Consider the following 19,226-nt stretch of genomic DNA (forward strand, 5'->3'; position numbering starts at 1 on the left):
GAAGGGCCTCGGCTCGCTCACCCCGGGCGCCTGAGGACCATCCGATGACCATGACCGCAGGCCTGGGCTTCAAGCTCGAGCATCTCGATGAAGCGCTGACGGCGCGAAACCCGGGCCTGTGGTTCGAGGTCCATGCCGAGAATTATATGGTCGATGGCGGGCCGCGGCTGCGGGCGCTCGTCGCGCTCGCCGAGCGCTTTGCGATCTCGCTGCACGGCGTCGGCCTGTCGCTCGTATCGGTGGAGCCGCCAGCGGAGGATCACCTGGGCAGGTTGCGGGCGCTCTCCGACCTGATCGGTCCGGCCGCGATCTCCGACCATCTGGCGTGGCAGAAATGGGAGGGGGCGCATCATGCCGACTTCCTCCCATTCCCGCGCACGCGCGAGGCGCTCGATATTGCCGCCGGCAACGTCGCGCGGGTGCAGGATGCGCTACGCCGCCCGATCCTGGTCGAAAACCCTTCGCTGTATGTCGATCTGCCCGGGCACGAACTGGACGAGGCGAGCTTCCTTACCGAATTGGCGCAGCGCACGGGCTGTGGCCTGCTGGTCGATGTGAACAACATCTTCGTCAGCGCGGCGAACCTGCGCTTTTCTGCGGAGGCTCGGATCGACGCCATCCCGGCGTCGATCATCGGCGAAATCCACCTCGCCGGCCATCGACCTGATCCGGATCCCGACAGCGGTCTGCTGATCGACAGCCACGATGCGCCGATCTCCGACCCGGTCTGGCTGCTCTACCGACGCCTGATCGATCGCATCGGCGCGCGTCCGACGCTGATCGAGCGCGACGACGAAGTTCCACCCTTCCCGGAGCTGATGCTGGAGCGCGACCGCGCGCACCATCTGCTCGAGCAGAGGATGCTCATTGATGCTTGATGCCGCCGATTTTCAGCACGCCTTCGGCGAAATGCTCGCCTCGCAGGAAAGGTCGGACGACCCGGCGATGCGGCGCGCGCTCGCGATCCACCGCAACACCGCCAGTAAGGCGGCGCGCGACGCGCTGTTCGCCAATTATCCGGTGACCGCCGCGATGGTCGGCGAGGCGGCATTCGCTGCGTGCGCAGCCTCCTACATCGAAGTCGCTCCGCCGCGCGAGGCACGGCTTTGCCTCTACGGCGACAGGTTCGCGCATTTCATCGATGCCTGGACGCCGTTTGGGGAAGCTCCGTATCTTGGCGCCGTCGCCGCGCTGGAGCGCCATGTGATCGAGGCGTTGTTCGCCGCGGACCGCGCGCCGCTCGACGCGCTGGCCCTTTCTCGCGGTATCGACCCCGAGGCGGCGCTGCACTGGCATCCCGCAACGCGGACCGCGAAAGCATCGACGCCCGCGGCGAGCTTGTGGATGGCGCATCAGCCCGAGGCCGCGCCCGACGCGCTCGACGAGATCGTCTGGGGCGAGGAGATGATCCTCGTCACACGGCCGGGCGACGCGGTCGAGGTTCGCGTCATCGACGCGCCGACCAGCGCCTTTCTGACCGGCAAGACGCTCGCCCAGGCCGCAGCCAACGCTTCTGCCGAAGGCGGGGACGTCTCGACGATCTTCGCATCGTTGCTGTCCGCCGGCGCCTTCGCGCAAGATATTCCAAGGGGAAAATGATGCTGAACATCTACGCACGCGCCTGCTCGCTGCTCGACCGTCTTTCGGGCTCCATCCTGTTGCTGGTCGCCCGTCTCGGCGCCGCCGCGGTCTTCTTCATGTCGGGCCGGACCAAGGTCGACGGGCTGCTGCATATCACCGACAGCACCTACACGCTGTTCGAGACCGACTATCGGATCCCGTTGATCCCTCCGCATATTGCCGCGCATCTCGCGACCTATCAGGAGCATCTCTTCCCGATCCTGCTGGTGCTCGGGTTGTTCAATCGGGTGGCGGCTTTGGGCCTGTTCGCCATGACGACGGTGATCGAAGTGTTCGTCTATCCCGACGCCTGGCCGACGCATCTGAGCTGGGCGGGTCTGCTGCTCCCCATCATCTTCCGCGGCGGTGGCAAATTCTCGCTCGATTACGTGCTTGGCCTCGATCCGACGCGGGGCGCCAAGGCGCGTGATTATGCCGCAGACTGATCGCCGGCAGGGCGCGTCGATCCTCTCGCGGCTCGGCGCGCTCTGCTACGCCGCGTGGGGGATCTTCCACGTCAAGGTGGCGGTGGACATCTGGCGCCTCGGCGCGGGGCAGCAAGGCCTCGCGCAGGGGCGCCTCTTCCAGCTTGCCGCCTATATGCTGACGATCGCGCTCTTCGTGCTGGTGGTCGGGCTGTGGCGCAACTGGCGCGGCGACAGGCTGGGCTACTGGCTCAATCTGGTCGTCGCCGGCTGGGCAGACTCGATCTGGGTGCTTGTCGTGGTCGTGCCGGGCTATGTCGATCTCGTCCGCGGCCTGGTGCCGCCAGCTTTCTTCGTCGCTGGCGCGATCTTTACGACGCTCGCGCGCCGACAGCGGGTCCGCTGAAGGGCGCACGAATCGGTTCACCGGCGCACCGCTCGGAGTCGTAACCGCCCTTAAGGGCGCGTTATCCGTCGCCGTAGCGGGGCCAACGGTGCCGTATCGTCAAAGGCGACGAGGCCGTCCGATGTCGCCGTGATCCCGAGCTCACGAAAGAGCCGCTCAAGGTCGGTCTGTACCAATTGCGTCGCGAAGCGCTCATAGAGTCGAGCGAGCGAGGTCGCGCCGATCGCACCGTCGCCAACGGTCATCAGCTGCTCGGGCGACCACGTCGTCGTGTTGCCGCCGCTCGCACGATTGATCCGGCGAAGCGCGTCGCGCAGCGACCCGGCGCCCTGTGTGTCGCGGTAGATGGCGATCTCGGCCAGGAGCCAGAAGAGCGCGCCGCCCCAATACAGGCGGCCCCAGGCTTGGGTCCCGTCCATGCCCTTGTCGCCGGGGCGCGGGTTACCCTTGGCCATCCCCTGGACGGACTCGCTCCAGACGTCGGCCGGGGTAAGCTGTCCGATCAAGGCGCGCGCTATCGGTTCGACATAGGTCGCGTTCCCCTCCTGCAGCCAGAGGGCACGGCGCGGCATGTCAGGCAGCGCGGTATGAACCATCTCGTGCACGAGCACCCAGTCGCGGGCGAAGGCTTCGGGGCCGGCCCCGACGCCGACATGGATCCGCGTCGCGGTTCCGGCATAGCCGAAGGTGGTGCCGTGCCCGACGCGATCCCCGGGTTCGGCGATGACCAGCAGTCCGTATTCGGCGACCGGGAATTTGCCGAAATAGGCGGTGACGGCGTTCGCCGCGGTGCGGATCCACGCCAGGACGAGGTCCCGCGAAAGGCCGGGGGCTCCATCGGCGAAGACGACGGTGATCGTTCCGCCGCCAATTCTCAGACGCTGCCCCGACTGGCCGCGCAAGGCGGCGTACATGGCGTCGGGGTCTTGATACAAGGGCTGCTGCCCGACCGCAGCGAGCGAGGCGCCGCCGATCGCGACGGCACCGAGGCCGAGGACGACGGCGCGTCGATCGAACCGGGCCATCGCTCAGCGCAGCGTTGAAGCGGCAAGGGCCTTGATCTGGCCCGGATCGGTGACTCCCAGACTCCGGCCGACTTCCTTGCCCGCCTTGTACGCGATCAGCGTGCTCTGCTTGGTGATCCCGAGGACCTTCTTCTCGGCCGTCTGGGAGTCATAATCCAACCGCAGGATCAGCAGTGCCTTATAGGCGGGATCGGTCGCGAGCCGGTCGATCGTCGGCGCCTGCGCGCGGCAGGTGGGACACCAGGGTGCGAAGGCATCGACGAGAACCGGCTGGCCCGCCGCCTGCGCGGCTTTGAGCGTCGCCAGGCTGAAGGGACGGACCGGCTGTGCCTGGAGCGGCGCGGCGATGAGGGTGAGCGCTGCCAGGGGCAGCAGGCGGGCGAGGGACATGGTGATATCTTTCCGTGAGCGGAGAAAGGGCGCGAGCGACCTCAGATGTGCGGGGGTCACAGCGTGTCCGGGGGGCAGGGTGTTCATCAGGGCGTTCCGCAGCGCATATGGGCTGCCATGAAGTTCGCCCGCGCGAGCCGTCCGGTTACAGGCGACCCGGTCCGCCTCGTCGACCGTCGCGGTCACGCCACCGTCGTCACCCCGCGCTTCTCGCGCAGGTCGACATGAAGATCGAAGATGTCGGGACGGGCGTAGTGGCCGGCGGTGTCGAGATAGAGCTTGCCGCCCGATGCAAGGCCGATGTCGATGCGCGCGGTCAGAGGCCGCGCGTCGCCCGGGTCGGCAAGCGCGATGACCGTCGCATCCGCAGCGATGACCGCGCTTCCGCCCGCCTTCAACAGGTGCCGCTCGATCGGAATCGCCTCGAGCATCGCGCGCGCGGCGGGGTCGTTCACGGCGAGGCTGTCGAAGCCCGCAAGCACGTCCGACCGCGTCAGGACCGTCCCGGCCGCGACGACGAAACACTGGCCCTCAAAGGCATAATGCCGGCTCGCCAGGAGATGCAGCTCGGTGACGGCGGGCCACAGCGCGAAGTGGAGGACCTCGCCGTGCTGGTGCGTTGCTGCGCGGGCGAGCGGCATCCAATGCTCCCAGCAGATGAGGGCGCCGAACGGCCCGTGCGGTCCCGGCCAGGGGCGCAGGGTGCTGCCATCTGCGGCGGCCCAGATGAGCCGTTCGTTGTGGGTCGGCATGATCTTGCGGTGGATGTCGCGTCGTCCCGAGGGCGTGAGGCGCACGACGGCATTGTAGAGGCTGGCGCCGCGGCGTTCGTGCATCCCCATCACGATCTCGACCGACAATGCGGTGGCGAGTTTGGCGAGATGCGCGATCTCCGGGCCATCCAGTTCCGGGCAATTCCGGAACAGGACGCGGAACAGCGCCTCGGCGGGTGCATGACCCCAGAGCGCCGAACCCGGCGCCTCGTCGAGCCAGACCGGATAGCCGGGAAGCCACGCTTCGGGAAAGACGATCACGTCCGCGCCGTCGCGTGCCGCCTCGCGGATCAGTATCTCGGCGCGGTCGATGCTGGCCGCGAGGTTCAGGAAGATCGGCGGCTGTTGGATGATCGAGATCGACAGCGTCGTCATGATGGCTTTTCCTCCCAGGCGAATTTGCAGTGCGGCCGCACCCTTCACGCCGGTATTCGGCGACCTGCGGCGCGCGGTTACGTAAATCCCCGATACGCGTAACCGAATGCGAATTCGGACCGAATGTAGGAAAGACTCGCGGCGTGGAGGCCCGTCGGCCGAGCGTTCGACGGAGCATTTCATGAATACCGACGTCTTGATTGCGGAATTATCGAGTGGCTTGCGGCCGGTGCCTCGCGGCGCGACGAGGACGCTTTTGCGCAAGGGTCTCATCACCGGCGCGGTGGTCACAGGGGTCGTCGTGTTGTTCTGGCCGAGCCTGGGTCCGCGACCCGATATGGCGCTCGCCGTGATGACCGCGTCCTTCTGGATCAAGCTGCTCTATACCGCGTCGATCGCGTCGCTCGGGTTCGTCGCGCTCGATCGGCTGAGCCGGCCCGATGCGGCGAAGCTTCACTGGGCTCGGCTGCTCTGGCCGCCGGTTGCGGCGCTCGCGGCAATCGCTGCGATGCGCTGGGCCGCCGCACCGGCCGGAGATTCGAGAGCGTTCTGGATGGGCTCGAGCTGGTGGCAATGCCCCGCTTACGTCGCGGCGCTCGCTCTGCCGGTCTTTGTCGGCCTGATGTGGGCGATGTCGCGGCTGGCGCCGACCCGGCTGGGGGCGGCCGGCGCGGCCGCCGGCCTCGTCTCCGGTGCGACGGGTGCGTCCATCTACGCCCTGCACTGTACCGAAACCTCACCGGGATTCGTTCTGCTGTGGTATTCGCTCGGCCTGGGCGCGGCAACGCTGCTCGGAGCGGCCGTCGGTCCTCGCCTGCTACGGTGGTGAGCGACGGTGATGCCGGTGCCCGTTTGCACCGCATCGTTGGAATGCAACCGGAAAGGGGTGTCATGCGAAAATACATCACGGCAGTTTCGATAGCGGCGTTGGCGATCGGCGGGGTAAGCGCATTCTCGCCCGGTCGCGCTAATGATATCGCGGCGGTGGCGACCGCTCCCGATCCGGCGCTTCAGATGGCCGTCGCGGCGGACTCGCGGCCGGCGAACGATCGGGCGCGCGACCGATACCGTCACCCCCTGCAAAGCCTGCAATTCTGGGGCGTGCGGCCAGGTCAGGTGGTCGTCGACCTGCAGCCCGGCGGGGGCTATTGGACCGAGATCCTGGCGCCGTATCTCGCCAAGACGGGTGGCAGCTATGTGGCCGGTGTCGCCGACCTGGACAATCCGAAGCTTTCGGCCGGGGCGAAAGCCGATCGGGCGCGGTTCGAGGCGAAGCACGCCGACACGGCGGTCTATGGGCGAATCCGCTATGCAGCGTTCGGCCCGGTCGCCGGCCCGCTGGCCCCGCCCAATTCGGTCGACGTGATCCTTACGGCGCGCGAGATCCACAACTGGATCCCTGCCGGCTTCGTCGACAAGGCGATGAAGGATTGCTTTGCCGCGCTCAAGCCCGGCGGCGTCTTTGCCGTCGAGGAGCATCGCGCCGGCCCGAAGACCGCCGCGCTCGAAGCATCGGGTCAGTTCACCGGTTACGTCTCGACGAAGGCCGTCGTGGATGCAGCCAAGAAAGCCGGGTTCGTGCTCGATGCGTCTTCGGAGATCAACGCCAATCCGAAGGACACCAAGGACTATCCGTTCGGCGTCTGGACGCTGCCGCCATCGCGGGACAGCGCGGGCTCGGGCCACGCGGCGCTGACGACCGCGCAGCGGGCGCGCTACGATGCGATCGGCGAAAGCGATCGCATGACGCTGCGCTTCCGCAAACCCGCCTGAGTCGGCGGTCTTTTTCGACCGCCTGTGTAACCTCCGGCGCCGCGCCGCCGAATTCCCCTTGTGCCGGGCCTTACCCCAACCCCGACCGGGCCCGGCACACCATCAGGAGGTCAGCAGTGTCGCACGTCGAGATCGCCCCATTCCACGGCTTCGGGCTCGGCCTGCGCATTCCGCATTTCGAGCATTTTCTGACCGAAGACGTCCCCGTGGATTTCATCGAGATCATCTCCGAGAACTTCATGGTCGCGGGCGGTCGCCCGCTCCATGTCCTTGACCAGGTGCGCGAACGCTGGCCGGTGGCGATGCACGGCGTGTCGATGTCGATCGGTTCGGCGGATGGCGTACGCACCGACTATCTCGATCGCCTCAAGGCGCTCGCCGACCGGGTCCAGCCCCTGTGGGTCTCGGACCATCTCAGCTGGTCCCGCGTCGAGCACGTCAATTCGCACGATCTGCTCCCGCTGCCCTTCACCGAAGAGGCGCTCGACTCGGTATGCGCCAACATCGTTCACGTCCAGGACGTGCTCGAACGCCCGCTCGTCCTCGAGAACCCGTCGACCTATCTGACCTTTGCCGACGACCAGATGACCGAATGGGCGTTCCTGACGGAAATGACGCGTCGCACGGGCTGCTACCTTCTGCTCGACGTGAACAACATCTATGTCAGCGGCACCAACAACGGCTTCGACCCCTATGCGTATCTCGCCGGTGTTCCAGCCGACCGCGTGCGGCAGATCCATCTGGCTGGGCATAGCCAGGGGCACCAGCGCCTGATCGACACGCATGACCAGCCGGTCTCGGACCCGGTCTGGGATCTGTTCAGCCGAATCTATCCCCGTCTGGGGCCGGTCGCGGCGATGATCGAGCGCGACGACAACATCCCGCCGCTCGGCGACCTGTTGTCGGAGCTCGATGTCGCGCGGCGGCTCGCCGCCGCGACGATGCGGGTCGCGGCATGAGCCTCCTTGCGCTGCAGCGGGACTTTCTGGGCTTCCTGCGCAACGAGCCGAGCGACATCCCGGTCGCCGTGAACGGTAACGGCGGCCCCGGTCTCGCAGTCTATCACAACGCCTATAGCGCGCAGCTGGTGGCTTGCCTGAAGGACAGTTACGAGCGGCTCTGGGCGTGGCTCGGCGACGATGCGTTCGAGGCCGCGGCGCGTCACCACATTGTCGGCAACGCGCCTTCGAGCTGGACGCTCGGCGATTACGGAATCGGCTTCGCCCGAACGGTCGCGGCGCTCTATCCGGAAGATCCCGAGGTAGCGGAAATCGCCGCGCTCGACTGGGCGCTGCGGCGTGCGTTCGATGGCCCAGACGCGCCGCCGTTCGATCCGGCGCGCCTCGCCGAGGTTGATTGGGACGAGGCCGTCATCCATGTCGTGCCCACGCTCGAACTGCTCCCGGTGGCGACCAATTGCGGTGCGATTTGGAACGCCATCGCGGCGGGCGATGACGTGCCGCCGGCCCAGATGCTGCCAGAGCCGGGCTGGGTGCGGGTCTGGAAGGTGGAGCTGCAGCCGCATTTCGCGACGATCGAGCGCACCGAGATGGATGCGATCCAGTTGGCCGCGTCCGGTCTGAGCTTCGCCGCGCTCTGCGATCGATTGGCCGACACGGTCGGGGTCGAAGACGCGGTCGATGCCGCCGGGCGCTATTTGGGGGCGTGGTTGCAGGATGGCGTGATCGCCGACATTCGGTGAGATGCGGCGGTTGATCCGCCCCCGCCCCGACCGAGGAGACAGCCGTGATTCGCTTCTATTTCCACCCAACGCCCAATCCCGCGAAGGTCGCGCTGCTGCTCGAGGAAACGGGACTGGAGTATGAGCTCGTGCCGGTCGACACGAGCAAGGGGGAGCAGCACGTCCCTGCGTTCCGAGCCATCAATCCCAACGGCAAGGTGCCCGCGATCGTCGATACCGATGGCCCCGGCGGGCACGAGGTGCGCCTGTTCGATTCCAACGCCATCCTGCTTTACCTCGCCGAGAAGACCGGCCAGTTCCTCGGCGCCCCCCAGGATCGTCCCGAACTGCTTTCGTGGCTCTTCTACATCGCCTCGGGTCTGGGTCCGTTTTCCGGACAGGCCGTACACTTCCAGCGCGTCGCGCCCGATCTCGGCTACGCCGTGAACCGCTACCGGCGCGAGGCCGAACGCCATTACGAGGTGCTGGACGCGCACCTGGGCGGCCGCGGCTTCATCGTCGGCGACGACTATACGATCGTCGACATGGCGGCCTGGGGCTGGATCGAACGGGCGCGATTCGTGCTCCCCGGATCGGACGATCCCCTCGCGCCCTATCCCAACATCAAGGCGTGGTTCGATCGCATCGACGAACGGCCGGCCGCCCAGCGCGCGCGCAGCGTGGGCGAACACCACGCCTTCAAGAAGGTAAACGACGAAGAGACCAAGCGGGCGCTCTTCCCTTCCAACTATCCCAGAGAAGCGTGAGGATCCTGCACCCATGAACATCGACGGCAAACGCGTCCTCATCACGGGCGGATCAAGCGGCATCGGGCTCGCCACCGCGCACGCCCTGGCCTTGCGCGGCGCGCGGCTGCTGGTCACGGGGCGAAGATCCGGCCTCGTCGATGCCGCTGTCGATGCGCTGCGCGCGACCGGTGCGGACGTCTACGGTGTGGCGGCCGATGTCGCGACCGAGGACGGTCGCGCGATGACCATGGCCGCTGCGACGCGGTATCTGGGCGGTCTCGACATCCTGATGAACAATGCAGGCGCGGTGCGAGCCGGTCGGCTCGAAGAAATCCAGGAGGACGAGATCCGCACGATGATCGAGGTCGATCTGGTCGCGCCGATCATGCTCGCGCGCGCGGCGCTTCCGATGCTGAAAGCCGAGGGTGGCGGCATGATCGTGAACGTCAGTTCGTCCATCGCGCTGGTCGCGCTGCCGTTCTACGCAACCTATGCCGCAGTGAAGGCGGGGCTGGCGAGCTTCGGTGAGTCGCTCCGGCGCGAACTCAATGGCGACGGCGTGCATGTCCTGACGGTCTATCCCAGCGGAACCGACACCCCGATGATGGCGACCAACACCGCCGGGGCCGATGTCGGCTTCTCGCTCGAATCGGCTGCAGCCGTCGCCGCGGCGATCCTCGACGGTATCGAGCGTGAGGCGATTGCCGTCGTGCGCGGGGGGCCGGACCGCCAGGCCATGATCGACCTCAATCGCGACGATCCACGCGCGGTCGATGCGCGGTTCCTCTCGATCAAGGCGGCGTTCGAACAGGGCGTAAGGCCGCACAAGGCGCTGTAGCGTCCTCGACCGTGCTGCGCGGTCCCTCGCGGCACCGCTGCAGCGGCGTGGGGCTCAGGCTTTCCAGCTGCCTGGAAACAGGCGCTTGAGCGCCTCGACCTTGGGCCGATCGTTGATCAGGATATAGGGATAGTCGGGATTTCGGGCCAGGAAATCCTGATGATAGGCTTCTGCTGCGAAAAATCCCTGCTGCCGTTCCAGCCGCGTCGCGATCGGACGAGGATAGACGTGCGCCGCGCCGAGCTGTGCGATGTAGGCGCGCGCCACCTTGGTTTGCGCTGGCGACAGCGGGAAGAGCGCGGTGCGGTATTGCGTCCCCTCATCCGGGCCCTGCCGGTTCACCTCGGTCGGATCGGCGACGACCGAGAAATAGACTCGTAGCAGGTCGGCATAGTTAACCTGCCGCGGGTCGAACACCACCTTGACCGATTCGGCATGGCCGGTCGTGCCCGTCGAGACCAACTCGTATCCGGCGGTCGCGCTGGCGCCTCCGGTGTAACCCGAGGTGGCGCTCACCACGCCTTTCACGTGGCGAAAGACCCCTTCGACTCCCCAGAAGCAGCCTCCCGCGAAGATCGCCGTTTCCCGGTTTGCCGTCGGAATTTCGCGTGTGACCGCCGCCGGAACCCTCTTCGCCGCGACCTCGGCGCGATCCTGGCTCGACGCGGCGGTGACGGCGGCGCCAGCGAACAGGACTGCGATCAGGGGGGGGGTGCGAAACATCGTTGGGACTCCGGAAAAAAACGCTTCCGCCGATATTACGCTTCCATCGGCGCGCGGGTTACACTTTGCCGTGCGAGGCGTGTAACCGAAGTGCGGATCGGCTCGTATTCGCGATCATGAAACAGGAATCCCATCCCACTCGACGAGGCCTTCTGGGTCTAGGTGCCACCGCTGCCATGGGCGTGCTCGCCCTGCGGCTATCGGGTGCCGGGCCCTCGGCTGCGGTCGCTGCGACGCCGGCACCTTTCCGCTTGAGCGATGCGGAATGGCGCAAACGCCTTTCGCCCCAAGCCTATGCGGTGCTCCGCCAGGCCTCGACCGAATATCCGTTCACGAGCGCGCTCAACACCGAGCATCGCAGCGGTACATTCCGCTGCGCAGGATGCGCGCTGCCGCTGTTTGCGTCCGCGACGAAGTTCGATAGCGGAACCGGTTGGCCGAGCTTCTACGACCATCTCCCGAATGCGATCGCAGAGCGCCTCGACGCCAGCCTCGGCGAGGACCGCACCGAGGTCCGCTGCGCGCGCTGCGCGGGCCATCTCGGTCATGTCTTCAACGACGGTCCCAAGCCTACGGGCCTGCGCTACTGCATGAACGGGGTCGCCATGAAATTCGCGGCGGCCTAGTCGGCGTCGTGCCTCGGCCTCTGGCTGTGCCTTCGCATCGCCTAGCGGCCGGAGGCCCGCAGCCAGCCCGGCACGATCCGCCGATTGCGCTGCGCCAAGAGGCCGCGGCGGCGCCGTCGTCGGGAGCATCGGTCAGGCTCGGCGTCTCGGGCAAGAGGAATAGGGCCAGGCTGGCTTCATCGATCGGGCCCGTCATGATGTCGCTTTCGGCGGCTGTTGGTGCTGAGGCCAAGGATCGACGACGCGCTGTCCCTGAGCGTCGGCCGTCGGTTTCGCCATTGCGGGCGAGCGGGAGTCGGGAAGAACAAGCGCCAAAGAGCGCCATTTTCGCGGCCCTGAATAAGATTGCCGTTCGTCGTCGGTATCGCGATGTTCGACGAAGAGAAGCCCCCATCGGATGTCTATCGCGCGGCCCGCGCCGACGCGGGATCCTCGGATGGATTGGAAGGCGCGCTTTCGGCAATCGCGGCGTAGTTCACCGTCGCCAAGCCAGCCGCTGACTTCAGGGAGCTCGGGTTTTCAGGCTTTACGCCCCCGTGAGAGTCGAGAGAAATGCCACGACGTGAGTCCAGTTGTCGGCAGCGCCCTTGGGATCGCGCGCGGCGATGAGGGTCGACGTACCGTGGACCCCGATGCGGGGTACGTACTGCGTCTTTGCGGACGAAGGCGATGCGGCAAGGATGGCGCGCGCCGCCTGTATCTCTTGGGCATCGGAGGATGACGTGAGGAAAATAGGGACGCGGATACGCGACGCTGCCAGCGCGACAGGCTTTCCGTCGCCCAGATATTCGCCTGGCGAGAAGGCAAGGACGGCGCTGACTTCGGGATGTTCCGCTGCGACTTCGAATACAAGGGCCGCAGAATAGCTACTTCCCCATAGGATCACCGGCAGCTTCTTGATCTTCGCCCAGTCGAGCGCGGCGATCAGATCCGCCTTGGCCTGGAGGTAGGTCGCCGGATGCTTAAGGCGCGCTGCCGTCTCATTGGGCCCGAACAGGGCGCCGCCCGAGCGTTGATCGATGGCAAGCGCGCTATAGCCGAGGCCGACCAGCCGCGGCGCGATCGTCGCATATTCAGCCTTGCTCGATCCGGCCTGATGGAACAGCAGGATGATGCCCTTCGGGCGCGGCGCCTGATAATAGAGTCCGGCGATTCCAATGCCGTCGGAAGCGCGCAGCGCGACCGGCACGGGGTCGGGTTGCGCCGAAGCCGGTAACGGCGTCGCACCGGTAAGCGCCAGTCCCAATAGCCAGACAAATCTCATCGCCTTCTCGCTCCTTATTCTGCGCGTGATGAGTGTTTTCGACCCTTGCGTCACGTGCGGCGATGTCGATGGCGTCAGATTTTTGCCGAGGACAGGATCGGTCCGCCGGCCCCGGACTGGATCAGCACGGCGGTCTTCAGCCCCGCCGTCTTCGTCTGTGGCAGGACGATGGCTTGTGCCTTTCCGTCCCAATGGCCGATCCGCGACAGCTCGCGGACGATGTCGCGGTGCGCAAGGGTGCGGCCACCGTTTTCGCCCGCGCGTATCGCGACCTGTACGGTTCGGGGGTCATAGCGCACCAGCCAGATGTCCGCGCCGCCGGACGGCGCTCTTCCGGCGCCGACGGTGAGTCTCGATGCGCTCGTCGAAAGGGCGGGGCCACCCGACGGTCCGCCTTGAGCGATCAATTGCGCCACCCGCGCCGGATTGGCGCCGAGCACGGTCGTGCGACCATTGATCCAATATTGCGGCGTCGCCACGCCAGCGCCGTTGTTGCGGGCGGAATAGTCGCGTTGCCGCTGCGTGAACTGTGGCGAAGCGAAACTGTCTTTCCAGTCGGCGGAGTCCCAATAGGTGACGCCAAAGGAGAGTGCGAGGACGTCGTTGCGGTCGGCGAGGCGGTTGATATTATCCTGGGCGGGAGGACAATCCGAGCAACCCTGGCTCTGGAACAACTCGACTACGACCGGCTGTCCCTTGGGACTCGCTTGTGACGGCGCGGGCGTCGCCCAGACGATTGCCCCCGCTGTGGCCAGAAAGGTTGCTCCAAGGATCGCGGCGAGGGTTTTCATGAGATGGCTCCTGATCGTCCTACGCTATACGATGCCAATCAGGCCTCGGTTACAGCGTGCCTCGATCGGCGTTCGGATTGCATCGTGTTTGGGGGGGCAGGCTTTGGCCGCACAAGGGCAGATCGAATGGGTGGAAAGGCGCAGGATCAAGCCCTTCAGCCAGACCCGAGCCCCAAAGCCGGCCTCATGCCGAGTCCTTGACCGATATCCGGATGGGCGGGCATTTGTCCGCTATCAATGCGCCGCTGAATGGTGATGATGCGCGCGCGATCAGAAGTGTGGAGCATTGATGAGACATCCTTTTTCGCGGGGGATCCTACGGTCTGCCTGCGTTGCCGCCGTTCTGGGCACGGCTCCGGCGTGGGCCGCCGACTTCGACCCCAAGGTCGCGTTCGCTGCGCAGCCGCTGCCCGATGACGTGAACGTCTATCGCTCGTCCAACGGCGCGCCCGGGCCAGGGTACTGGCAGAACAGGGTCGACTACGCGATCACCGCGCGGATCGACGCCGCAGCGAAGACGCTGACGGCGACCGAAACGGTCGATTACACCAACAACAGTCCCGACGCCCTGCCGAGCCTGTGGATGCAGCTCGACCAGAATATCTATCGTGCGGATTCACGCGCAGCGACGATCGGCGGCGGTCGGAAGGGCCGCGCCGCGGGCGCGCATAGCGACGGCTATGTCATCGCTTCGGTCGAAGTGCTGCGCGGCAAGGCCTGGGTGACAATCCCGTTCGTCGTCTCCGACACGCGCATGAATGTCCGGCTCGATCAGCCGCTCAAGGGTGGCGGGACGAAACTCAAGGTGCGCATCGTCTACCGGTATTCCATCCCGGGCGTGTGGGGCGGGCGCACCTCGTGGCTCGACACGCCGAACGGGACGATCTTCGATATCGCCCAGTGGTTCCCGCGGATGGCGGTCTATGACGATCTGCGCGGTTGGGACACGCTCCCCTATCTGGGTTCCGAATTCTACTGCGAATATGGCGATGTCGATTACGCGGTCACCGTGCCCGCCGACATGATCGTCGCCGGCGGCGGCGTGTTGACCAATGCGCCGGAGGTCCTGACGCCGCTCCAACGCGCGCGCCTCGCCAAAGCGGCCGCCAGCGACGCCACGGTGATGATCCGCACGCCTGACGACGTGATGCGCGACAGCGCGCGTCCCGTGGCGAAGACCGAGAAGACCTGGCGCTATCACTTTGCGAACACGCGCGACGTGGCCTTCTCCGCCTCGCGCGCATTCGTGTGGGATGCGGCGCGGATGAACCTGCCCGGCGGCAAGACCGCGCTGGCGGAAAGCGTCTATCCGGTCGAGAGCGCCGGCGACGCCGGCTGGGGGCGGTCGACCGAGTATCTGAAGGACTCGGTCGAGCGCTTCTCGCAGCATTGGTACGCTTATCCCTACCCGACCGCGTGGAGCATCGCTGGCGGTTCGACGGGCATGGAATATCCGGGGATGGCGTTCGACGGAATTGCGGACAAGGGCAAGGCGCTGTTCTGGATCACGGCGCACGAGATCGGCCACAGCTGGTACCCGATGGTCGTTGGCTCGAACGAACGCCGCGACGCTTGGATGGACGAAGGCTTCAACACCTTCATCGACACGTTCGAAAGCGACGAGTTCAAGGGCGGTGTGTTCGGACCAAAGCGCGACAGCGAATACGCCCCGGGCGGGGGCAATCCGGTGGACGAGATCCTGCCGCTGCTGGCGGACAAGGACGCGCCGCCAATCCTGAGCTATCCGGACGTCATGGGCGAAGCGTACCGCCACTCGGTGAGCTATTTCAAGACCGCGCTGGGGTTGCGCCTGTTGCGCGATGTCGTCCTTGGCCCGGACCGCTTCGACCCTGCGTTCCGCAAATATACCGCCGACTGGGCGTTCAAACATCCCAGCCCGTCTGACTTCTTCCGCGAGATGTCGAGCGAATCCGGCGAAGACCTGAGCTGGTTCTGGCGCGGCTGGTTCTTCAACAACTGGCAGCTTGATCTGGCAGTGACGAGCATTGCCTATACCGATGGCGATCCGGCCAAGGGTGCCAGCATAGCGCTCGAGAGCCGCGACAAGCTGGTCATGCCGGCAGTGCTCGAGGTGAAATATGCCGACGGCCACGCGACGCGGATCAAGCTGCCTGTGGAGACCTGGATGCGGGTCAAGCCCGTCATCGCGGCCCCCGCCGGGCGCATCGCATCGGTCATGCTGGACCCCGACCACCTGTTGCCGGATCGTGACCGAAGCAACAACGGCGTGGTGCCTTAAGGCGACGGGGAAGCCCGCCCGACTGCATCAGACGACTCGCTGGCGCACGCTCAAGCTGTCTTCACCGCGGACAGAGACGGTTATTCTTTCCGCTGGGCGTGGAGCTGCGCATAGGCCACTGGGTGAATCGATTTTGCCTCGGCGGGTGAAATGCCGAGCGCGTCCCACGCCTTCTTGCCTCGCACCAGCGAGCGAAGATCGACGCCCGCTACATGACCGAAGATCGCCGGCGCTTCGCGATAATACCCGTTCTGTACCTCAGTGTGACCGGCGTTGAGGTTCGGCGCGGCCCGAGGTAAAGTGTGATCGAGGATCGCGCCGCACAGCAATACGGCGCTCAGCAAATCCATCACGATCGCGAGGTTGTGGAACCCGTGGTCGGTCGCGCGTCGGCCGTAGAGGAAGCCGAGGATATTGTGGTGGCGATGGCGCCGATATACTGCGCGGTGCGCTGAAGGCCGGCGGCGGTGCCGATGTCCTGGACCGGCGCCTGGATGTAGACCGCAGCCTGCGTGGCCGTGGAGAACATGCCCTGCGGCAAACCGAACAGCGTCGCGGCGGCGGCGATGATCCATCGAGCATACGAACCTCGATGAACGGTGCCTCGCTCCGACCGCTTGCGCAACGAGAACGAGGCTCAAGCCGGTCGCTGCCAACAGCGCCCACCAGATTGGATGCGTTAGATTCATCAGGAAGATCATCAGGCTTAGTAAGGGAGCGGTAAAAAGAACCGTGCCGAGAAAGTCGATCTGTCGGATCAATTCGACGAAGGGCGCCGAACGCGGTAGGTCTTTTGGAGTCCACAGAATGACCAACACGGCAGCCATGATGGCGAGCGGTATATTGGCGGCGGCAGCGAACTGCCTTCGGATTTCGCCGATCCCGCCGGAGAGCTTAGCCGCCTGCCGCAAGATCACGCGGTGACGAAGCGGACCTGGGGAGCGTTCACAAACACGGACCTCGATGATCACCTGCAGGCCGAAGGCATAACCCAGGTCGTGATCGCCGGCGTCGCCACCAGCATGGGCGTGAAGTCGACCGCTCGCCAAGCGCATGAGCGCGGGTTCCACGTCGTGCTCGCGGTGGACGCGATGACCGACTTGAACGCCGATGCTCACGTTAATAGCGTTACACGAATATTTCCGGGATTGGGTGAGACCGGTATAGTCGCAGAAATCGTTGAGTTGGTGGAAAGAGCCCCGAGCCTGACCGCGCCGGCAAGGTTGACCTCCGGCTAATTTCAGCGGAGCTCCTCGGGGAAAAGCCGGATTTCGTTCGGGCGCGCTTCAGGCGGCGCCATGGCGGCGAAATGTCCGCCACGCGGCAAGCGGGTTTCGGAAAAGCTTGTACCCTCTCGGACCCCTTTCGGGGAATTTCATTTCGCTTATTGAGGGGATGCTGGTGCTGCCGGTGAGGATTGAACTCACGACCTCAGCCTTACCAAGGATGCGCTCTACCACTGAGCTACGGCAGCATGTCCGCAAAGCACCTTACGGCGACTGCGGAAGCGGCCTAAGAGCCGTTGGCGCGAGGATTGTCAAGGAGCGTGTGCGCGATGGCGAGCAAAGAAGATGAGAAAGCCGCGCGGCTCGCCGCCGCGCTGCGCGAGAACCTCAAGCGCCGCAAGGGGCGCGAGCGAGCGCTCGACACGGCGCCGCGCGACGACGACGTCACGCGATAGGCGCGCATTTCGCTGCGAGCCAGGCGCGCTCGGCGGGGTCGAGATGGTCGCCGATCACCGCGACGACGCGCGCGTGATACGAATCGAGCCAGGCGCGCTCGGCGGCGCTGAGCATCTCCGCGACGATCAGCGAACGCTCGATCGGGCAGAAGGTCAGCGTTTCGAAGCCCAGCATCGCCGCGCCGTCTTCGAAGCTGCGCTCCTCGACCAGAATGAGATTCTCGATGCGGATGCCGTATTCGCCCGCTTTGTAATAGCCGGGCTCGTTCGAGAGGATCATGCCGGCGCGCAGCGGCTCGGACGGGCCGCCGCCGGGGTAGTTGGGCGGGGCGATGCGCTGCGGCCCTTCGTGCACCGAGAGATAGGCGCCGACGCCGTGGCCGGTGCCATGCGCATAATCGAGCCCGACCGCCCATAACGGTCGCCGCGCGAACGAATCGAGCTGGCCACCGGTGGTGCCCGCAGGAAACACCGCGGTCGCCAATGCGATATGGCCCTGCAGCACGCGCGTGAAGCGATCGCGCATCTCCGCGGTCGGCGTGCCGATCGGCAGGACGCGCGTCACGTCGGTCGTGCCATCGGCATATTGGCCGCCCGAATCGACGAGATAGAGCTGCCCCTCCTCGAGCGGCGCGTTCGATTCGGGGGTCGAATGGTAATGCGGGCTCGCGCCATGCGCGCCGGTCGCCGAGATCGTGTCGAACGACGTGTCGCGCAGCACGCCGGTCGCCGCGCGGAACTCGTGCAACTTGGCGACGCACGACAGTTCGGTGAGGCCGCCGGCGGGGGCTTCCGCCTCGACCCAACGCAGGAATTTCGCGAGCGCGGCGCCGTCGCGCGCCGAGGCGGCGCGGTGGCCGGCGATCTCGACCGGGTTCTTAATCGCCTTGGCGAGCACGACCGGATCGCGTAGCGCGAGCACCTGCGCGCCGCCTTGCTCGAGTCGGTCGAAGATCGCCGCGACCGCGCGCTCGGGGTCGGCGGCGATGCGCTTGCCGGCGAAACCGCCGAGCGCCTCGGCAAACGCGGTATAAGGATGGAGCCGGATCGCGTTGCCGAGATGCTGGCGCACCGCGTCGCCGATCTTGTCGGGCGCGACGAACAGGTCGGCGGTGCCGTCTGCCGCGACGATCGCATAGGATAGCGCGACCGGGGTATGCGCGACGTCGCCGCCGCGGACGTTGAGCACCCAGGCGATCGAGTCGAGCGCGGTCAGCACGACCGCGTCGGCGCCGGTCTCGGCAAGCCAATCGGCGATTTGCGCGCGCTTGGCGGCCGAGCCGACACCGGCCTGCGCCTCGGGCTGGACGACGAGCGGCGCGTCGGACGGAGCGGGGCGGTCGCGCCACACCGCGTCGACCGGATTGGCCTCGACCGCGACGAGCGTGGCGCCGCGCGCCTCGAGCGCGGCGCGCGCGGTCTCGACCCAGCCGCTGGTGTGGAGCCAGGGGTCATAGCCGATCCGGCCACCAGCCGGGGTGTGCACGCCGAGCCATGCCGCGACGCTCGTCGCGGGGACGGCGACATAGTCCCAATCGTCGGCAGAGACCTGTTCGCGCACTTGCAGCGTGTAGCGCCCGTCGGTGAAGATCGCAGCCGTGTCGGCGAGCACTACCGCGCTGCCGGCCGAGCCCTGAAAGCCCGTCAGCCAGGCGAGCCGCTGCGCGTCGGCGCCGACATATTCGCTCATATGCGCATCGGTGAGCGGAATGACGAAGCCGTCGAGGTCGGCGCGGGCGAGCTCGGCGCGGAAGGCGGTGAGGCGGGGGGAAAGCGACATGCGGATTTCTCGTGACTGCGGACAGGAAGGGAGCGGGCGGCACGGC

21 protein-coding genes and 1 tRNA gene are annotated in these 19,226 nt (G+C 66.3%); 14 read left to right on the forward strand and 8 right to left on the reverse strand.

Going from position 1 to position 19,226, the window contains the following annotated elements; translation table 11 throughout:
• The first annotated feature begins 50 nt into the window (after nt 1–50).
• Genes bufB (RH90_RS06580) through RH90_RS06595 form a run of 4 tightly spaced genes read left to right on the forward strand, consistent with a single transcriptional unit; the run spans nt 51 to nt 2,451 of the window.
• On the forward strand, nt 51–878 hold the full coding sequence (bufB, locus tag RH90_RS06580; RefSeq protein ID WP_232280396.1) for an MNIO family bufferin maturase: 828 nt from the start codon (nt 51–53) through the stop codon (nt 876–878).
• On the forward strand, nt 871–1,599 hold the full coding sequence (locus tag RH90_RS06585) for an HvfC/BufC family peptide modification chaperone (RefSeq protein ID WP_010184644.1): 729 nt from the start codon (nt 871–873) through the stop codon (nt 1,597–1,599). The genes bufB (RH90_RS06580) and RH90_RS06585 overlap by 8 nt, the downstream gene beginning before the upstream one ends.
• Complete coding sequence (locus tag RH90_RS06590; protein ID WP_010184647.1) at nt 1,596–2,066, forward strand: DoxX family membrane protein; 471 nt, start codon at nt 1,596–1,598, stop codon at nt 2,064–2,066. Before RH90_RS06585 ends, RH90_RS06590 begins: the two co-directional genes overlap by 4 nt.
• Nucleotides 2,053–2,451, forward strand: coding sequence for a hypothetical protein (locus RH90_RS06595; protein WP_010184648.1), 399 nt, complete (start codon nt 2,053–2,055; stop codon nt 2,449–2,451). The genes RH90_RS06590 and RH90_RS06595 overlap by 14 nt, the downstream gene beginning before the upstream one ends.
• A gap of 50 nt (nt 2,452–2,501) precedes the next feature.
• Here the strand turns inward: RH90_RS06595 and RH90_RS06600 are convergent, their stop codons facing one another.
• The 3 genes from RH90_RS06600 to RH90_RS06610 form a co-directional block, all read right to left on the reverse strand.
• Complete coding sequence (locus RH90_RS06600) at nt 2,502–3,476, reverse strand: hypothetical protein (RefSeq protein ID WP_010184650.1); 975 nt, start codon at nt 3,474–3,476, stop codon at nt 2,502–2,504.
• 3 nt (nt 3,477–3,479) lie between these two features.
• Nucleotides 3,480–3,866: a thioredoxin family protein gene (locus RH90_RS06605; RefSeq protein ID WP_010184651.1), complete on the reverse strand. Its 387-nt coding sequence runs from the start codon at nt 3,864–3,866 to the stop codon at nt 3,480–3,482.
• A gap of 182 nt (nt 3,867–4,048) precedes the next feature.
• The gene (locus RH90_RS06610; RefSeq protein WP_232280317.1) at nt 4,049–5,305 is read right to left on the reverse strand and encodes a carbon-nitrogen hydrolase family protein; all 1,257 of its coding nucleotides are present in this window, start codon (nt 5,303–5,305) and stop codon (nt 4,049–4,051) included.
• Between RH90_RS06610 and RH90_RS06615 the strand changes: the two genes are divergently transcribed.
• The 6 genes from RH90_RS06615 (at nt 5,271) to RH90_RS06640 (ending at nt 10,055) form a co-directional block, all read left to right on the forward strand.
• A complete protein-coding gene (locus tag RH90_RS06615; protein ID WP_232280318.1) occupies nt 5,271–5,843 on the forward strand; it encodes an NrsF family protein in 573 nt (190 codons plus the stop codon). The two genes, RH90_RS06610 and RH90_RS06615, sit on opposite strands and share 35 nt — an antisense overlap.
• A 155-nt stretch (nt 5,844–5,998) precedes the next feature.
• Nucleotides 5,999–6,787: a class I SAM-dependent methyltransferase gene (locus RH90_RS06620; protein ID WP_232280319.1), complete on the forward strand. Its 789-nt coding sequence runs from the start codon at nt 5,999–6,001 to the stop codon at nt 6,785–6,787.
• 116 nt (nt 6,788–6,903) lie between these two features.
• On the forward strand, nt 6,904–7,746 hold the full coding sequence (gene bufB / locus RH90_RS06625) for an MNIO family bufferin maturase (RefSeq protein ID WP_010184655.1): 843 nt from the start codon (nt 6,904–6,906) through the stop codon (nt 7,744–7,746).
• The gene (locus tag RH90_RS06630; RefSeq protein WP_010184656.1) at nt 7,743–8,489 is read left to right on the forward strand and encodes an HvfC/BufC N-terminal domain-containing protein; all 747 of its coding nucleotides are present in this window, start codon (nt 7,743–7,745) and stop codon (nt 8,487–8,489) included. The genes bufB (RH90_RS06625) and RH90_RS06630 overlap by 4 nt, the downstream gene beginning before the upstream one ends.
• Before the next feature lie 44 nt (nt 8,490–8,533).
• Nucleotides 8,534–9,235: a glutathione S-transferase family protein gene (locus RH90_RS06635; protein ID WP_010184657.1), complete on the forward strand. Its 702-nt coding sequence runs from the start codon at nt 8,534–8,536 to the stop codon at nt 9,233–9,235.
• A 13-nt stretch (nt 9,236–9,248) separates the two neighbouring features.
• Nucleotides 9,249–10,055 carry an SDR family NAD(P)-dependent oxidoreductase gene (locus tag RH90_RS06640; protein ID WP_010184658.1) on the forward strand — a complete coding sequence of 269 codons (807 nt, stop codon included), beginning with the start codon at nt 9,249–9,251 and terminating at the stop codon, nt 10,053–10,055.
• 54 nt (nt 10,056–10,109) lie between these two features.
• On the opposite strand, the gene msrA is transcribed toward RH90_RS06640, so the two are convergent.
• On the reverse strand, nt 10,110–10,778 hold the full coding sequence (gene msrA, locus RH90_RS06645) for a peptide-methionine (S)-S-oxide reductase MsrA (RefSeq protein WP_010184659.1): 669 nt from the start codon (nt 10,776–10,778) through the stop codon (nt 10,110–10,112).
• Nucleotides 10,779–10,894: 116 nt separating this feature from the next.
• Here msrA and msrB point away from each other — a divergent pair, with 116 nt between their 5' ends.
• Complete coding sequence (msrB, locus tag RH90_RS06650) at nt 10,895–11,404, forward strand: peptide-methionine (R)-S-oxide reductase MsrB (RefSeq protein WP_029625093.1); 510 nt, start codon at nt 10,895–10,897, stop codon at nt 11,402–11,404.
• Nucleotides 11,405–11,930: 526 nt separating this feature from the next.
• Here msrB and RH90_RS06655 read toward each other — a convergent pair.
• A complete protein-coding gene (locus RH90_RS06655; RefSeq protein ID WP_232280320.1) occupies nt 11,931–12,722 on the reverse strand; it encodes a dienelactone hydrolase family protein in 792 nt (263 codons plus the stop codon).
• Nucleotides 12,723–12,742: 20 nt separating this feature from the next.
• Nucleotides 12,743–13,459, reverse strand: coding sequence for a DUF1223 domain-containing protein (locus RH90_RS06660; RefSeq protein ID WP_010184662.1), 717 nt, complete (start codon nt 13,457–13,459; stop codon nt 12,743–12,745).
• A 289-nt stretch (nt 13,460–13,748) separates the two neighbouring features.
• Between RH90_RS06660 and RH90_RS06665 the strand changes: the two genes are divergently transcribed.
• Nucleotides 13,749–15,719 carry a M1 family metallopeptidase gene (locus RH90_RS06665; RefSeq protein WP_010184663.1) on the forward strand — a complete coding sequence of 657 codons (1,971 nt, stop codon included), beginning with the start codon at nt 13,749–13,751 and terminating at the stop codon, nt 15,717–15,719.
• A 902-nt stretch (nt 15,720–16,621) separates the two neighbouring features.
• Nucleotides 16,622–16,957: an isochorismatase family protein gene (locus RH90_RS06680; protein ID WP_332306571.1), complete on the forward strand. Its 336-nt coding sequence runs from the start codon at nt 16,622–16,624 to the stop codon at nt 16,955–16,957.
• 161 nt (nt 16,958–17,118) lie between these two features.
• On the opposite strand, the gene RH90_RS06685 is transcribed toward RH90_RS06680, so the two are convergent.
• Nucleotides 17,119–17,193, reverse strand: a tRNA-Thr gene (locus RH90_RS06685).
• 81 nt (nt 17,194–17,274) lie between these two features.
• Between RH90_RS06685 and RH90_RS24595 the strand changes: the two genes are divergently transcribed.
• Nucleotides 17,275–17,400, forward strand: coding sequence for a hypothetical protein (locus RH90_RS24595; RefSeq protein ID WP_269724293.1), 126 nt, complete (start codon nt 17,275–17,277; stop codon nt 17,398–17,400).
• Here RH90_RS24595 and RH90_RS06690 read toward each other — a convergent pair.
• The gene (locus tag RH90_RS06690; RefSeq protein ID WP_010184667.1) at nt 17,390–19,180 is read right to left on the reverse strand and encodes an aminopeptidase P family protein; all 1,791 of its coding nucleotides are present in this window, start codon (nt 19,178–19,180) and stop codon (nt 17,390–17,392) included. The two genes, RH90_RS24595 and RH90_RS06690, sit on opposite strands and share 11 nt — an antisense overlap.
• Nucleotides 19,181–19,226: the final 46 nt, after the last annotated feature.

This window comes from Sphingomonas sp. PAMC 26605 (assembly GCF_000241485.1).
In the GTDB taxonomy this organism is placed as follows: Bacteria; Pseudomonadota; Alphaproteobacteria; order Sphingomonadales; family Sphingomonadaceae; genus Sphingomonas.

What these genes read in the sequence shown, in the direction of transcription:
- RH90_RS06690 (WP_010184667.1), bottom strand. Translation starts at nt 19,180, where the DNA reads ATGTCGCTTTCCCCCCGCCTCACCGCCTTCCGCGCCGAGCTCGCCCGC.
- msrA (WP_010184659.1), bottom strand. Translation starts at nt 10,778, where the DNA reads ATGTTTCGCACCCCCCCCCTGATCGCAGTCCTGTTCGCTGGCGCCGCC.
- RH90_RS06595 (WP_010184648.1), top strand. Translation starts at nt 2,053, where the DNA reads ATGCCGCAGACTGATCGCCGGCAGGGCGCGTCGATCCTCTCGCGGCTC.
- RH90_RS06665 (WP_010184663.1), top strand. Translation starts at nt 13,749, where the DNA reads ATGAGACATCCTTTTTCGCGGGGGATCCTACGGTCTGCCTGCGTTGCC.
- RH90_RS24595 (WP_269724293.1), top strand. Translation starts at nt 17,275, where the DNA reads ATGGCGAGCAAAGAAGATGAGAAAGCCGCGCGGCTCGCCGCCGCGCTG.
- RH90_RS06660 (WP_010184662.1), bottom strand. Translation starts at nt 13,459, where the DNA reads ATGAAAACCCTCGCCGCGATCCTTGGAGCAACCTTTCTGGCCACAGCG.
- RH90_RS06640 (WP_010184658.1), top strand. Translation starts at nt 9,249, where the DNA reads ATGAACATCGACGGCAAACGCGTCCTCATCACGGGCGGATCAAGCGGC.
- RH90_RS06585 (WP_010184644.1), top strand. Translation starts at nt 871, where the DNA reads ATGCTTGATGCCGCCGATTTTCAGCACGCCTTCGGCGAAATGCTCGCC.
- RH90_RS06600 (WP_010184650.1), bottom strand. Translation starts at nt 3,476, where the DNA reads ATGGCCCGGTTCGATCGACGCGCCGTCGTCCTCGGCCTCGGTGCCGTC.
- msrB (WP_029625093.1), top strand. Translation starts at nt 10,895, where the DNA reads ATGAAACAGGAATCCCATCCCACTCGACGAGGCCTTCTGGGTCTAGGT.
- RH90_RS06590 (WP_010184647.1), top strand. Translation starts at nt 1,596, where the DNA reads ATGATGCTGAACATCTACGCACGCGCCTGCTCGCTGCTCGACCGTCTT.
- RH90_RS06605 (WP_010184651.1), bottom strand. Translation starts at nt 3,866, where the DNA reads ATGTCCCTCGCCCGCCTGCTGCCCCTGGCAGCGCTCACCCTCATCGCC.
- bufB (WP_232280396.1), top strand. Translation starts at nt 51, where the DNA reads ATGACCGCAGGCCTGGGCTTCAAGCTCGAGCATCTCGATGAAGCGCTG.
- RH90_RS06630 (WP_010184656.1), top strand. Translation starts at nt 7,743, where the DNA reads ATGAGCCTCCTTGCGCTGCAGCGGGACTTTCTGGGCTTCCTGCGCAAC.